This is a genomic window from Rhizobium sp. ZPR4 (genome assembly GCF_040215725.1).
Lineage (GTDB): Bacteria > Pseudomonadota > Alphaproteobacteria > Rhizobiales > Rhizobiaceae > Rhizobium > Rhizobium rhizogenes_D.
The window spans coordinates 1,340,658-1,355,624 of sequence record NZ_CP157968.1; the positions used below are offsets into that span (position 1 = coordinate 1,340,658).

Below are 14,967 nucleotides of genomic sequence, written 5' to 3' on the forward strand. Positions count from 1 at the left end.
AAGACAGATTATTAGTCTGTTATCCGCTGTATCGAACTGCGTCAATAAGGTGGCAACCGGCTTGACAGGGTGGTGTTTCTATCACTAAGAGGAAAAATCTGTCATACAGCATTACAGCATGACCGGCGATCGTTAGGCTCGATCGGCGGCCTGATGAAGGCAACGGCATCCTGTCGGGTGCAAACGAGCACCCCGGACCCGTCCACGGACAAACGGCTCAAGGGAGGAGCAATGTCAGTCGACCCCATTCAAAATATCCCGGCGGATCGCCGGCCGCCGGTCAATGAGGATCTTGGCTATCATAAGGCGCTCAAGCCACGGCAGATCCAGATGATCGCCATCGGCGGCGCGATCGGCACCGGTCTTTTCCTTGGTGCGGGCGGACGTCTAGCCGCAGCCGGCCCCGCGCTCATCTTCGTCTATGCGCTGTGCGGTTTCTTCGCCTTCCTCGTGTTGCGCGCGCTCGGCGAACTGATCATGCACCGCCCGAGCTCCGGCTCCTTCGTCTCCTACGCCCGCGAATTCTACGGTGAGAAGATGGCCTTTGCGGTCGGCTGGATGTACTGGCTGAATTGGGCCATGACGTCGGTTGCCGATGTGACGGCCGTCGCCCTCTACATGAACTTCTTCAAGCACTATGTTCCCTGGCTTGCCGGCATCGACCAGTGGGTCTTTGCGCTGGTTGCGCTGATGGTGGTGCTGGCCATGAACCTTTTGTCGGTAAAGGTCTTCGGCGAACTGGAATTCTGGTTCAGCCTGGTCAAGGTTCTGGCGTTGGCCAGCTTCCTCGTCATCGGTATCTATTTTGTCGTCTCCGGCACTCCGATTGCCGGTCATTCAGCAGGTTTCAGCATCATCAGCGACAGCGGCGGCTTCTTCCCCAATGGCATTTTGCCCGCCTTCGTCATCATTCAGGGCGTCGTCTTTGCCTATGCGTCGATCGAGCTGATCGGCACGACGGCAGGTGAAACCGAGGATCCCCGCAAGGTGATGCCGGGTGCGATCCGCACGGTGGTCGCGCGCCTGCTGATCTTTTATGTCGGTTCGGTGCTGCTTCTGTCGCTGCTTTTGCCTTACACGGCCTATAAGGCCGGTGAGAGCCCGTTCGTCACCTTCTTCGGGACGATCGGCATCCAAGGCGCCGATATCATCATGAACCTCGTCGTGCTGACTGCCGTGCTCTCCTCGCTGAATGCAGGCCTTTACTCCACCGGCCGCATCCTGCATTCGATGGCGGTCTCCGGCTCGGCGCCGGCAGCGCTTGCCAAGATGAACAAGGCCGGCGTGCCCTATGGCGGCATTGCGGTGACGGCCGCCGTCACCGTCATCGGTGTGGCATTGAACGCTGTCGTGCCGTCGGCTGCTTTCGAGATCGCCCTTAATCTCTCGGCACTCGGGATCATTTCGGCCTGGGGCGTGATCGTATTGTGCCAGCTGAAGCTCTGGAAGCTTTCCAAGCGCGGCGAGATGGCGCGTCCGGATTTCCGCATGTTCGGCGCGCCCTATACCGGTATCCTGACGCTCATCTTCCTCTTTGCGGTGCTGGTATTGATGGCGCTCGATTATCCGGTCGGCACCTGGACGATCGCGTCCCTCGTCCTGATCGCGCCGGCCCTCGTCATCGGCTGGTATCTGTTGCGTGACCGCATCTATCGGCTCGCGGCCGAGCGGGGCCAGTCGTGACGGCAGCGCAAGTCAATCCGCTGGTGGCAGTCATTGCCACCGGCGGTACCATTGCAAGCGAACGCACCGACAGCGGCGCCAGCATCCCGTCATTGACGGGAGAAAGCCTGCTGGCGCTGCTTCCCGACATGCCTGTCGATCTCAAGCCCATTGAACTGATGGCAAAGGATTCGGCGAGCCTCACACTCGCCGACATGCAGGGGATCAGCGACAAGGTCGGTGAATTGCTTGGCGATGCCGCGGTCAGCGGCATCGTCGTTCTGCATGGCACGGACGCGATGGAAGAGACGGCGCTGCTCGTTCATCTGCAGCATGGACTGAGCAAGCCGGTCGTGTTCACGGGCGCACAATTCACTGCCGATCACCCCAGAGCCGATGGCCCTGCCAACCTCGCAGCGGCCGTTACCGCCGCCATCGAGCCGACGAATGCGGGCCGTGGCGTGCTCGTCTGTTTCGGCGGCCGGCTGTTGCCCGCATGGGGACTCTATAAGCGGTCCTCGGATGTCGGCGATGCCTTCAGGCAGTCGCGGCCGCTCGAAAATCCGCCAAGCCCGCGCCTTGCGGCAGCCCTCGATAGCGTGCGTGTCGATATCGTTGCGATCTATCCGGGGTGCGATTCGGTACATGTAGATGCGAGTCTCAGGGCCGACGCGCATGGTATCGTTCTGGCGGCCCTCGGTTCGGGCAACGCCAATCCGCGTCTGGTCGAAGCCATCAGGCGCTGTGCCGGTGTCGGCGTGCCGGTTGTGGTCTCCAGCCGCGTGCCGGATGGGTTCCTTGTTTCAAGCTATGGCGGTGGTGGTGGCGGACATGATCTTGCCGAAGCCGGCGCAATTCATTCCTCCACACTGCGCCCGGGGCAGGCGAGAATCCTGCTGGCGGCGCTTGTCGCATCCGGTGCCGGCGCCGAGGCGATCGAGCACGCGTTTGCGGACTTCAGCGGCAGCGCGACGCCCTGATCGCGCCATGAAAAAGGGCCGGCCGTCGATGACGGCGCGGCCCGAACATTGGCTGGGTAGTGTCTTCGTCAGGCCGTGTGCGCAGCCTTGGCGACGACGACGGGGATCAGGAGATCACCCCAGTTGCCGTTGCCGCCATGGTGGCGGGCCGAGCGGACGAGTTCGACCGAAACACCGGCTTCGACGGCATTCATGACGGCCTGGTTGAGACGATGCAACTCATTGGCCAACATGCGGATGACGGCCTGCTGGTCGGCATTCATGGTGAGAGACTGCTCCTCGGCCCTCTCGCGAACGCGTGCTATCGATGCCATTTCATTCTCCTTCTGTGATCCCGATATCACTCTGCTGCCGGTTTGAACTGGGCATGCTCGGTCGATCCGTGCATGGCCGTCGTGGATGACTGGCCGCCGGTGATCGCCAGCGAGACCGCGTCGAAATAGCCAGTGCCCACTTCGCGCTGGTGCTTGGTGGCGGTATAGCCATTGGCTTCGGCCGCAAATTCCGCTTCTTGCAATTCGGAATAGGCGGCCATCTGGCGGGCCTTGTAGCCTCGGGCAAGCTCGAACATGCCGAAATTCAGCTGGTGGAAGCCGGCAAGCGTGATGAACTGGAACTTGTAGCCCATCGCACCCAGCTCGCGTTGGAATTTGGCGATCGTCGCGTCATCCAGGTTCTTCCTCCAATTGAATGACGGCGAGCAATTGTAGGCCAGCAGCTTGCCGGGATGGACCCGATGCACGCCCTCGGCAAATTTACGCGCCTGCTCTAGATCCGGCTTCGATGTCTCGCACCAGATGAGATCGCAATTGGGCGCGTAGGCGACGGCGCGGGCGATGCAGGGCTCGATGCCATTCCTGACCTGATAGAAGCCTTCCACCGTGCGGCCGGCATCGTAGTCGACGAAGGGCTGGTCGCGCTCGTCGATGTCAGACGTCAGAAGCTTGGCGGCCTCGGCATCGGTGCGCGCAACCACGAGGGTCGGCACGCCCATGACGTCGGCGGCAAGCCGCGCCGCATTGAGATTGCGGATATGAGCAGCCGTCGGAATGAGCACTTTTCCGCCGAGATGGCCGCACTTTTTCTCCGATGCCAGCTGATCCTCGAAATGGACGCCCGCAGCTCCCGCCTCGATATAGGCCTTCATGATTTCGAAGGCATTGAGGGGGCCGCCGAAGCCCGCTTCGGCATCTGCAACGATCGGTGCAAACCAGGTGTCGACGGAAAGCCCTTTGCCTTCAGCGGTCTCGATCTGGTCGGCGCGTTGCAGGGTGCGATTGATGCGCTTCGCCAGTTCCGGGCCTGCATTGGCGGGATAAAGCGACTGATCCGGATACATGGCGGACGCCGTATTGGCGTCGGCTGCGACCTGCCATCCCGAAAGATAGATCGCCTTCAGGCCGGCGCGAACCATCTGCATAGCCTGGTTGCCCGAGAGCGCACCGAGCGCATTGACGAAATCTTCCTTGTGAATGAGCTGCCATAGGCGGTTCGCACCCATCTCGGCCAGTGAGTGGCGGATGGTGATCGATCCGCGCAGCCGCTCCACATCCGCGGCTTGATAGGGGCGCTCGACACCATCGAAACGCCCGGCAGGGGCGCTGGGAACCAGTTTGTAAAAATCTGTCATGCGATTCTCCCGATACTTCCTCTCGATCCTCCGATCGATCTCGATTGCATGACTAGTTTTACAATATTGATGCTGTGGGAGCGAGAGAAACTAGAAAATCCCGTTAGATAAAAGGGTTATGATGTGTTATCGTTGACATTGGTCCACAGTAAAGTTGTAAATATTGTAAAAAATTGTTGGCTGGAAAATTGTAAAAGGTATGACATATGGTTGAGCGCAAGATCTTTGCCGGTCCGAAGGTTCGACGAATCCGCATGGGTCTCGGTCTGACGCAAACGACGATGGCGCAGGCCCTTGATATCTCGCCGTCCTATCTCAATCTCATCGAGCGCAATCAGCGGCCGCTGACCGTGCAACTGCTGTTGAAGCTGGCGTCGGTCTATAAGGTCGACCTCGACGAATTGCAGGGTGAGCAGGGCGGCAGCGCAGGGCAGTTGCGGGAAGTCTTTGCCGACCCATTGCTTGCAGGGGAGATTCCAGGCGATCAGGAGCTGATCGAACTTGCCGACGCGGCGCCGAATGCGGCAAACGGCATGATCCGGCTCTACCGCGCCTATCGCGAGCAGGCGGCAAGGCTATCCGATCTCGCCGAGCTCCTGTCGCGCGAGGGCAGGGTTGCCGATGTCGCCGGACCGCGTCTGCCGCTCGACGAGGTTCACGACCGGCTGCAGTCGCGTCCGAATTTCTTTGCTCGCATCGAAGATGCGGCAGAGACCTTTCATGAACGCCTGTCGCCCGGTGACGATATCGTAGGCGCGCTGAAGGCATGGTTGAAGGGTGAGCATGGCATAGCGGTGCGCCTATTGCCGGTCCGCTCCATGCCTGGCCTGCGGCGGCGCTACGACCGGCATTCGATGCGGCTTTTCTTGTCGGAGCGTCTGTCGCCCTTCGATCAGATCCGGGAGATTGCGACTGAAGTTTCTCTTTTAGCCCTGCGTGAGGAGATCGCCGTCGAGCTGAACACCCTTGCGCTTTCGACGCCTGAGGCCAACCGTATCGCCCGTTTCGAGCTGGCGCGCTATGCTTCCCATGCGCTTCTTATGCCCTATGGCGCCTATCTCTCGGCAGCGCAGCGAATGCATTATGATATCGATGGTCTAGGTGCCCGTTTCGGCGTTTCCTACGAGCAGGCCGCCACGCGGCTGACCAACCTGCAGCGTCCAGGCACATCTGGCATTCCGTTTTTCCTGATGGAGATCGACAATGCCGGCCATCGCCTGCGCAAGGCCGGGGCACAAGGCTTTCCACAGGCGCGCTTCGGCGGTGCCTGTCCGAAGCTCAATATCCACGCCGCCTTCGCTCAGCCCGGACAGATATTGGTGGACGCTGCCCAGATGCCTGACGGTACCGGCTTTCTGACCGTATCGAGGACGATCGAGGGACCGCGGGCCGACTTCGGAGAAAGGGTGCGCCGCACGGCACTTCTCATCGGCTGCGATATCGCCCATCGCGACGAGGTGATCTATGGAAAGGCGCTGGGTACCAATCAGGTCATGATCGGTCCTGCTTGTCGCCTATGCGAACGTCAGGGCTGTCTGGCAAGAGCCGAACCGCCGGTTACGCGTCCGCTTGGTCTCGATGAAATGGTGGCCGGTCTGAGTGTATTCGATTTTCAGTGACTGCGTTGATCATTGTCGTTCAGAAGGGGAGCCGGGCGCCAAGCCTCGGCTCCTTTCTTATCCGCTCGTGCGGGCAAATCAGGCATAAAGCCCGAATTGTGCATTATGCAGCCGCGCATAAGCGCCGTGGCGGGCGAGCAATTCATCATGCGATCCCTGTTCGACAATGCCGTTGTCGCCCATGACGATGATGCGGTCGGCGTTGCGGATCGTCGACAATCTGTGAGCGACGACCAGGGTCGTGCGGCCTTTCGCAAGCTCCGATAGAGCCTGCTGGATTGCGTATTCGGTTGCTGTATCGAGCGCGGACGTGGCCTCATCGAGAATGAGGATCGGCGGATCTTTCAGGAAGATGCGTGCGATCGCGAGGCGCTGCTTCTGTCCGCCGGAAAGCTTGACGCCGCGCTCGCCCGTCGGCGTATCGAGGCCGGCGGGCAGGGATCGGACGAATTCGTCCAGCGAGGCGCGCTGCAACGCCGTCATGATGTCTTCGTCGGTCGCGCCGAGCTTTCCATAGGCGATGTTCTCGCGAATGGTCGAGCCGAACAGGAAGACGTCCTGCTGCACGATACCGATCTGGTTGCGTAGCGAGGCCTGCGTCATGTCGCGGATGTCGATGCCGTCGATCGTGATGCTGCCGGCTGTTACGTCGTAAAAGCGCGGCAGCAGCGAGCAGATCGTCGTCTTGCCGGTGCCCGAAGCGCCGACGAAAGCGACGGTCTCGCCAGGCGCGATCGTCAGAGAAAGATCTTGGAAGATTTCAACATGGTCGGAATAGCCGAAGCCGACATGCTTATAGGCGATATCACCCTTCAAATAATCGACTGCGATCGCATTCGGCCGGTCGGCAAGATCGGGTTCCGTATCGATCAGCGACAGGAAGCGTTTGAAGCCGGCAATGCCCTTGGGATAGGTTTCGATCACCGATGTGATCTTGTCGATCGGGCGGAAGAAGACATTGATGAGCAGCAGGAAGCTGATGAAGCCGCCATAGCTCAGTTCGCCCGATATGACGAACCAGGTTCCGCCCATCATCACGATAAGCTGCACCAGACGCGTGCTGAAATAGCTAAGCGCGATGCTTGCAGTCATATAGGCGTAACCATCGAGCTTGGTCGCCTTGTAGTCCTCGTTGTCGCTGGCAAACAGCTGGCTTTCATACCGTTCATTGGCGAAAGCCTTGACCACCCGGATACCGCCGACAGTTTCCTGCATCCGCGTATTGAAGTTGCCGACCTTGCCGAACAGGCTGCGCGAATTCAGCGTCATCTTCGAGCCGTAGCGGCTGACGAGCCAGGTCATGAACGGCACGATGGTCGTCGTCAGCAGCGCCAGCTTCCAATGAACGCTGAACATCAGCAGGAAAGCGCCGATGAAGGTCATGATCGCGATGAACAGGTCCTCGGGGCCATGGTGGGCGATCTCGCCCACTTCCTCAAGATCCTTGGTGACGTGGGTGATCAGATGACCGGTGCGGTTGTTATCGAAGTACCGGAAGGAGAGCTTCTGGATATGATCGAAGGCCTGGCGGCGCATGTCGGATTCGATCGAGATGCCGAGCGCATGGCCCCAATAGTTGACGATCGCCGAGAGGCCCGTCGCCACAGCATAGACGACAAGCAACACAGCTGCCGTTGCAAAAATGAGACCCCAGTCGCGCCCTGGCAGGAGCTGATCGATGAAGAGCTTGATGGCCAGCGGAAAGCCGAGTTCCAGCAGGCCCGCGAGCACGGCGCAGCCGAAATCAAGGAAGAACAGCGTCTTGTAGCGGGCATAATAGAAAAAGAAACGACGTAGCATGAATGCCCTCCATGGGCATTGAAGAGGATAGAAGAGACAAGAACGGACCGAACGACAGCCCGAATTCGGCGTCGCCGTTCAGCGTCAGTGGGTGCCGAAATTTCTCATCTGGCGATCCTCCTGCTTGAGTCGCGCGTTTGGTATAACCGAGGCGTGCAACCTTGTCACCTTTATAACGATGAGTAACTGCTGCCGTGCGGAGACTGCGGTTTGGAGGCGGAAAGATGTGCGTTTTGAATGGCGGCGCTGCTCCGTGACGGATCTCTGCCTGCAACCATGAACTCGCAATATGTGCCGACGAGAATGTGGCTCGTTCTAGCTTTCAAAGTGAATGAGATCGGCGGATCACGTCGGCCCGCGTCGGTGCCCCGGATCTTCCCCCAAACATCTCGCACTTGATGGCGGCAGCGATGGAGGAAAAGCGGATTGCATCTGCCGGCGGCATTCCTTCCGCGATTGCGAGAGCGAAGGCGCCGTGAAAGATGTCCCCGGCGGCGAGCGTATCGGCGGCCTTGACGGAAATGGTCGGGCAATGCGCGACTTCGTTGTTTTGTTCGCCGAACCAGTAGCTACCGGCCGCCCCTGCCGTCACGCAGATGAAAGCATGATTGAAGCGCTGTTTCAGAAGATGCGTCATCTCGGACACATCGCTCGTTCCCGTCAGGCGATGCGCAGCCGGTTCGGAGAAAACAATATGGGTGGCTTCCGGCGCCAGTTGCTCGATGATGCCGTCAGGCGCCACGTCGCCGTCGAGAATGGCCGGCTTGCCCATCGCTTTGGCAGCTTTGAGAACCTGCAGTGCCAATGCTGGCCAGCGTACGTCGACCAGCGCGGCATCGAATACAGCGATATCTTCGGCCGTGAATTCCTTCACCGTATGGTGCAGCTTTGGATCGTAGAAGGGAACGATCAGCCTTTCGCCGTCATCGTCCACCAGGATGGTCGAGACGGCGGAGCGTGCGCCCTCCACCTGCGACATGCCGCTGACATTGATGCCGGCGACATCCAGATCGCGGATAATGCGCTCGCCAGTATCGTCGCGGCCAACGGCACCCCACAGGCTTGCCTTACCGCCGAGCCGGACAATGGCATAGGCTGCGCTCGAGGCCATGCCTTCGGCGATCTGCAGCATGTCGTAAGGCAGCACCTTCCCCTGACCTTGGGGGAGGGCGCGGACGCGAAAGAGCGTATCCAGAACGGCAGCGCCGACGCATAGAACATGCTTGGGATCGCCGGCCGGCGGATCGAGGATCGATGGAGCGTTCAAAGCCGCTTTCCGCTCGCCTTGTCGAAAAGATGGATACTTGTCGGGTCGATGGCGATTTCGATCTTGTCGCCGAAGCGGATGTTCAGCCGCTCGCGGAACAGGCAGGAGATTTCCTCGCCGCTGCAATCGAGCTTGGCATAGATCTCAGACCCCGTGCCTTCGACAATGCCGACACGGGCGGACAGGCCGCTTGCCGCAGCGCGGATATGTTCGGGCCGGATGCCGTAGACGAGCGGACGCCCACCGTGCTGTGCGATCGGAAAGCCTTCCGGCAAGGGCAGGATGAGACCTTTGTCGCTGCGGAAGACGCCTTCCTCGATCTTGCCGTCGATGAAGTTCATCGAGGGCGAACCGATGAAGCCGGCGACGAAAAGGTTGGCGGGTCGATCGTAAAGATCGAGCGGCGCGCCGACCTGCTCGATGAGGCCGCCATGCAGCACGACGATCTTGTCGGCCATGGTCATCGCCTCCACCTGGTCATGCGTCACGTAGATCGTCGTGGTGCCGATGCGCTGATGCATGGACTTGATCTCGCCGCGCATTTGCACGCGCAATTTTGCGTCGAGATTGGAGAGCGGTTCGTCGAACAGGAAAACCTGCGGATCGCGCACCAACGCTCGCCCCATGGCGACACGCTGGCGCTGGCCGCCGGAAAGCTGGCGAGGCAGGCGATCCAGCAGATTTTCGAGGCCGAGGATGGCGGCAGCCTTTTGCACCTTGGCGGTGATCTCCGAAGTATTTGCCTTCTTCAGCTTCAGCGCAAAACCCATGTTTTCGGCCACCGTCATATGCGGATAGAGCGCGTAGTTCTGGAACACCATCGCAATGTCGCGATCGCGCGCCGGAAGATGGCTGACTTCGCGCCGGCCGATGCGGATCTCACCATCGCTGACCTCTTCGAGCCCGGCGATCATGCGCAGCAGCGTGGACTTGCCGCAGCCCGAGGGGCCGACGAGGACGACGAATTCGCCGTCAGCGATATCGACGCTGATATCGTGAATGACCTTCACCTGACCGTAGCGCTTCTGGATATTCTGTATGTTGACGGGTGCCATGAATGTGATCCTGTCCAAAAGGTGAGGCGGGTCATTTGACGGCGCCGGCCGTCAGGCCGGCGATGATCTGGCGCTGCGCGAACATCGTCAGCACGAGAACCGGCAGCGTCACGATCAAGGCGGCCGCAGCAAGCGGTCCCCAGCTCACCTGCTCGAAGGAGAGCATGTTGTAGACGGCAACGGGCAATGTGCGGGTCTCGCGGCTCGCAAGCACGATGCCGAAGACGAAATTGTTCCACGAGAAGATCACGGAGAGAATGAACGCGACGACGATGCCGGGCCGGGCGATCGGCAAGGCGACCAGACGGAAAACCTGCCATGGCGTTGCGCCATCGATGCTTGCTGCCTCCTCGAGCTCCATCGGCGTCGTCTCGAAATAACCGATCATGATCCAGACGACGATGGGGACCGTGACGACGAGATGGATGATGATCTGCGGCCAGAGCGTTCCGAGCAGATTGAGCCATTGGAACAGCAAAAACAGCGGGATGAGGAAGGAAAGACCCGGCGTCATGCGGGCAATCATGATGACGATTGCCGATTTTTCCGCCTTCAGCCGGGCAATGCCATAGCCGGCCGGCACGCCGATGATAAGCGCGAGCAGGGTGGCTGCTCCCGTCACAAGAATGGAGTTCCAGAAATAAAGGAAGAAGTTGTTTTCCTGGAAGACATTGACGTAGTTCGTCCAGGCAATGCGATCGGGAATGAGGATCGGCGGATAGGCCCCGTTGTCGATCTCATATTTCAGCGACAGCGAGATCATCCAGAGAAAGAACAGGACAACCGGCGAGACGATGACCAGGGCCACGAAGAACAGGCCGATGCGGTTGAGTGTCGAGCGCTTCATCTCAATGTCCCTCCGCGTCCGTCCATTTCGTCCGCTGCCGCATCATCAGGAGGATGAAGGAGAGCGCGACGATGAGGATGAAGAACACCACCGCCATGGCCGAGCCATAGCCGATGTCGTAATAGGAAAAGGCGGTATTATAGAGGTAGATGTTGATCGTCTCGGATGCCGTTCCCGGGCCGCCCTGCGTCATCGCGTAGATGATGTCGAAGCTCTTGATCGCGTCGATGCCGCGAATAATGACGGCGATCATCAGGAAGGGTGAGATCATCGGCAGCGTCAAATAACGGAATTTCTGCCAGGCATTGGCGCCATCGATTTCGGCGCTTTCATAGGGTTCGCGCGGCACGGAGGCGAGGCCGCCGAGCACGATCAGCATGACCAGCGGCGTCCATTGCCAGACCTCGACCAGAACGAGCGAAGGAATGACGCTGGACTGATTGTAGATCCATTCCTGCGGTCCGATCCCGACCAGGGACAGCAGGTAGTTGAGCACGCCGAGCTGTGGGTGGAACATCATCGTCCAGACCAGAGCCACGGCGACGGGTGTTGCCATCATCGGCATGACGAAGATGCCGCGCAGGAATCCGCGCAGCGGAAAGTTTGCATCGAAGATCAGCGCGGCCAGCGTGCCGAAGATCAACGGGCCGACGACGGACAGCACGGTATAGAGCACCGTGTGCCATAGCGATTCCCAGAAGCGCATGTCGGTCGCCAGTCGGACATAATTGTCCCAGCCGACGAAGCTCTGCGATTGGCCGAGCGTCCATTTGTTCACGCTCATCCACAGGGTGAAGACCCAGGGAAAGACGATGACGGCGGCAATCACGATCAGCGCGGGAACGACGAAGGGCCAGTAGTTGGGAGCAAGCCGATGCGGCTTGCTCCTTCCTTCAGCCGCTTTGGCGGCGTTATCTTCGATACTCACGGAGGCCATTATCCCTCGCTTCGTGCCAGCACCGGCTCGAACTGGGCGGTTGCTGTTTTCAGTTCGACTGCCGGATCTGCACCGCCGATCATGTTCGTCAGCCCAACGCCATAGATGTCGCGGAACTCGGTGACCGGGATGATAACGGGTAATGCCAGCTGGGAGACCTTGGCGGAGCCGGCGACGGCATCGAGCCAGGCGCCCGGCATCTTCACGCCCTCGCGAACCTTCTGATCCTCCAGAATGGACTGGCGGAAGGGAACGCCGGCGCCGGCCTGCAAGAGGCGCGCGCCCATGTCGTGCGAGATCGCCCATTGGCAGAAGAGGTAGGCGGCTTCCTTCTTCTGGCTGGCGGCAGTGACGCCGATGCCATCGCCGGTCGTGGCGGCTGCCTGTGCATTCGGCCCCTTCGGCATGATGCCATAGCCGACCTGGCCGACGACGCGCGACTTTTCCGGGTTTTCGATCGGCGGCGCAAAGCCGACGCCATCGAGCCACATGCCGATCTTGCCCTGCAGGAAGGCCGATTGCGCTTCTGCCCAGTTGAAGCCCGAAACGCCGGGAGGTGCGGATTTCGTCATCAGGCGCTGATAGAGCTTGGCAGCATCCACGGCCCCTTGCGATTCCGTCTGGAGCTTACCGTCGGCCGAAAGTGGCGTCGCGCCATAGCCGAGCATGAAGGTCGTCCAGACCGGCGTATTGGCGTTCTTCAGGCCACGGGCGACAAAGCCATAAGTGTTGGTCGATTTGTCCGTCAGCGCCTCGGCGGCCTTGGCCATATCTTCGAAAGTTTCGGGATAGGCAAGGCCCTTCTTCTCGAACAAGGCCTTGTTCCAGTAGATGATCCAGTAGTCGACCGAGAAGGGCAGCGAGCGCATGACGCCCGAGGAGTCCTTGGCGAACTTCAGGCCTGCCTCGGCAAAGTCGCTTTCCGTCAGCGAGGGATCGGTGAGCGATGGGTCCTTCATGAAGCCGCTGATATCGGCAAGCCAGCCGCCCTTTTCGAACTGGCGCTTCTGGACGTGATAGCTCAGATGCACGACGTCAAAGCTCGGCTTGCCGGAGCTGAGCTCGATCGTGGTCTTCTGGCGCTGCTGCTGTTCCGGCGTTGCCTCGGCGTTGACCTTGATGCCCGTCAGCGCCTCGAACTCGCTCAAATATTTGAGGATCGTTTCGCTGCGCGGGCTTTTGATCAGATTGACCTCGAGCGTCGTGCCGGAAAAGCGCTTCCAGTCGACGGCGGCCGAGGCGGTGCGCGCACCGAAAAGGCTCGCTGCTCCGAGTGCTGCCGTGCCGGCCATGAAGCCGCGACGTGTCGGATTGAAAAATGATGATGACATTCCGTTCCTCCTCCTTTGGCCGAGAATCTCCTCATTCGCGGCGTCGTTATGCAAAGCTGTTTACATCTTCAATGCGCGATCCCGTGCTCCGCTGATGTGGGATACGAGAGCGGTAACGGCTTCCTCGGCGGATCGTCGCTCAATGGCCTCAAGCACTTTCAAATGCTCTTCCATGACGGGACCGACATGGCCGTTGATGCGGAACCTGTCCTGGCTGATCAGCCGCATCTTGATCGAATTGACCCGATAGGCATTCGAGATGATCGTATTGCCAAGCGCGTCGATGAACGCGTCATGCATGCCCCAATCCACCGACTGCGCATGGATCTCCAGTTCCTGCGAATTGTCGCCGGAACGGATCGCATCGGCAATATCGCGATGGTCCTTCAAAAGCTTGGCAATCGTCTCGTCGGAGGCCGAATAGGTGAACAGCGCGACGGCCTCCTTCTCCAGAAAAAGACGAAGCTGGAAGGCCTCACGGATCAGGTCGAGATCGATATGGGCGATCTGCAAGCCGCGCTGTGGAACCGTCTTGATCAGCCCTTCCGCTTCCAGGCGCGGGATCAATTCGCGGATCGCGCCAAGCGTCAGTCCCGTCAATTCGACCAGCCGTCGTTGCGAGATGAATTGCCCAGGGCGAACGTCGCGCGCCAAAAGATGGCGCGTGAAGCTCTCATAGGCCTTCTCTCTCAACGTCGGCTGTTCGCCTGGTCCGTCCATCGGCAGCTCCGGGCTGTTCGGTTAGGCCGCCTTGGCGCGAAACAAGGCGCCAAAGGAAGCAAAGAGCGTGTCAGAATCTTGACTGTTCAATGCCACGAGTGGTGGGCGCACGGCAAGCCAGCTATCGTCTTCCGTCAAACGGGCGAGAATTGCCTTGATCGAGGGAATGATCGGATAGTTCAGCAGCTGCTCGACGAAGCGCTCGACATTGGCGTCATCGATGCCCTTTTCCGCCATAGCCTGGACTTCGCGGGGAAGGAGATTTGCCATGCCGGAGATGGCACCTTGTCCGCCGAGGCGAACTCCACGGGCCAAGTGCCTCTCGTCGCCGATCAGAATGATGAGATCGCCATGGGTTTTCAGCAATTCCTCGGTATAGGGCCAATCGCCGGAGGAATCCTTGACGCCGACGACGACATCCGGAAATGCCGTGCGCAGGCGGCCGACGAGGGAAATGGAAAGCGGCACCATCGTCACCGACGGAATATTATAGACGATCACGTCGCGGGCATGCGTGCCCAGCATGATGAAAACGGCTGCGAACCATTTGAAGAGGCCATCGTCGCTGACGTTCTTGAAGTAGGAGGGCGGTGCGAGAAGAATATTGCGGACGCCCTGTGCCAGCGCATGCCCAGCCTGGGCTGCGGCATCTTCGGCAGCATCGACGAGCACGCCCATGACGATCTGTTCAGGCGCGATACCGGCGGCCATCATGGCGGCGAGAACCTGCTGGCGCTCCTGCATCCCGATCGAGGCGCCTTCGCCGGTGGTGCCAAAAAGCGTGACGCTTTTGCAGCCATTGGCAAGACTATGCTTCGCCTGTTCGATCACGCCCGGAATTGCGATCTCGCCATCCGCATCGAAGGGCGTTGTCAGGGCGGCCGACAGGCCAAAATTCTCACTCATACGATCCTCCCGATCTTGTGGGATTAGTGCGTATCACACTGACATGTTAGTTGTAAAGTGAAGTTCGTTTCAGTGACGAATATGTGATTTACTGCTGTGAAAAAAGGGCGGCGAAGGAACGTCCGCCGCGACGAATATCGGATATGCGGCATGTTCTTGCCATCGAAACCTTGGAACAGACGATGTTAAGCTCGGCCGTGTGAAGAAGCACGA

At 59.7% G+C, this 14,967-nt stretch carries 13 protein-coding genes; 3 read left to right on the plus strand and 10 right to left on the minus strand.

What is annotated here, in order from left to right:
• Window positions 1-231: 231 nt before the first annotated feature.
• Both ABOK31_RS25780 and ABOK31_RS25785 read left to right on the plus strand, forming a co-directional pair.
• A complete protein-coding gene (locus ABOK31_RS25780; RefSeq protein WP_349959574.1) occupies window positions 232-1,683 on the plus strand; it encodes an amino acid permease in 1,452 nt (483 codons plus the stop codon).
• On the plus strand, window positions 1,680-2,642 hold the full coding sequence (locus ABOK31_RS25785; protein ID WP_174173152.1) for an asparaginase domain-containing protein: 963 nt from the start codon (window positions 1,680-1,682) through the stop codon (window positions 2,640-2,642). The genes ABOK31_RS25780 and ABOK31_RS25785 overlap by 4 nt, the downstream gene beginning before the upstream one ends.
• 68 nt (window positions 2,643-2,710) lie before the next feature.
• Here the strand turns inward: ABOK31_RS25785 and ABOK31_RS25790 are convergent, their stop codons facing one another.
• Both ABOK31_RS25790 and aceA read right to left on the minus strand, forming a co-directional pair.
• Entirely contained in the window at window positions 2,711-2,956 is a 246-nt protein-coding gene (locus tag ABOK31_RS25790; protein ID WP_349959575.1) for a hypothetical protein, read from the minus strand.
• A 26-nt stretch (window positions 2,957-2,982) separates the two neighbouring features.
• Window positions 2,983-4,272, minus strand: coding sequence for an isocitrate lyase (aceA, locus tag ABOK31_RS25795; RefSeq protein ID WP_174173150.1), 1,290 nt, complete (start codon window positions 4,270-4,272; stop codon window positions 2,983-2,985).
• 206 nt (window positions 4,273-4,478) lie between these two features.
• Here aceA and ABOK31_RS25800 point away from each other — a divergent pair, with 206 nt between their 5' ends.
• Window positions 4,479-5,891, plus strand: a complete 1,413-nt coding sequence (locus ABOK31_RS25800) for an XRE family transcriptional regulator (RefSeq protein ID WP_174173149.1) — start codon at window positions 4,479-4,481, stop codon at window positions 5,889-5,891.
• A gap of 78 nt (window positions 5,892-5,969) precedes the next feature.
• On the opposite strand, the gene ABOK31_RS25805 is transcribed toward ABOK31_RS25800, so the two are convergent.
• The 8 genes from ABOK31_RS25805 to ABOK31_RS25840 form a co-directional block, all read right to left on the minus strand.
• A complete protein-coding gene (locus ABOK31_RS25805) occupies window positions 5,970-7,691 on the minus strand; it encodes an ABC transporter ATP-binding protein (protein ID WP_349959576.1) in 1,722 nt (573 codons plus the stop codon).
• 322 nt (window positions 7,692-8,013) lie between these two features.
• Complete coding sequence (locus ABOK31_RS25810) at window positions 8,014-8,958, minus strand: sugar kinase (RefSeq protein ID WP_174173147.1); 945 nt, start codon at window positions 8,956-8,958, stop codon at window positions 8,014-8,016.
• Complete coding sequence (gene ugpC / locus ABOK31_RS25815) at window positions 8,955-10,013, minus strand: sn-glycerol-3-phosphate ABC transporter ATP-binding protein UgpC (RefSeq protein WP_349959577.1); 1,059 nt, start codon at window positions 10,011-10,013, stop codon at window positions 8,955-8,957. Before ugpC ends, ABOK31_RS25810 begins: the two co-directional genes overlap by 4 nt.
• Window positions 10,014-10,044: 31 nt before the next feature.
• Window positions 10,045-10,860, minus strand: a complete 816-nt coding sequence (locus ABOK31_RS25820) for a carbohydrate ABC transporter permease (protein WP_174173145.1) — start codon at window positions 10,858-10,860, stop codon at window positions 10,045-10,047.
• 1 nt (window position 10,861) lies between these two features.
• The gene (locus ABOK31_RS25825; RefSeq protein ID WP_349959578.1) at window positions 10,862-11,797 is read right to left on the minus strand and encodes a sugar ABC transporter permease; all 936 of its coding nucleotides are present in this window, start codon (window positions 11,795-11,797) and stop codon (window positions 10,862-10,864) included.
• On the minus strand, window positions 11,797-13,128 hold the full coding sequence (locus ABOK31_RS25830) for a sugar ABC transporter substrate-binding protein (protein WP_349959580.1): 1,332 nt from the start codon (window positions 13,126-13,128) through the stop codon (window positions 11,797-11,799). The genes ABOK31_RS25825 and ABOK31_RS25830 overlap by 1 nt, the downstream gene beginning before the upstream one ends.
• Before the next feature lie 60 nt (window positions 13,129-13,188).
• Window positions 13,189-13,848 (minus strand): GntR family transcriptional regulator, encoded by a 660-nt coding sequence (locus ABOK31_RS25835; protein WP_349959581.1) that lies wholly within the window; start codon window positions 13,846-13,848, stop codon window positions 13,189-13,191.
• A 21-nt stretch (window positions 13,849-13,869) separates the two neighbouring features.
• Window positions 13,870-14,754, minus strand: a complete 885-nt coding sequence (locus ABOK31_RS25840) for a dihydrodipicolinate synthase family protein (RefSeq protein ID WP_349959582.1) — start codon at window positions 14,752-14,754, stop codon at window positions 13,870-13,872.
• Between the last annotated feature and the right edge of the window lie 213 nt (window positions 14,755-14,967).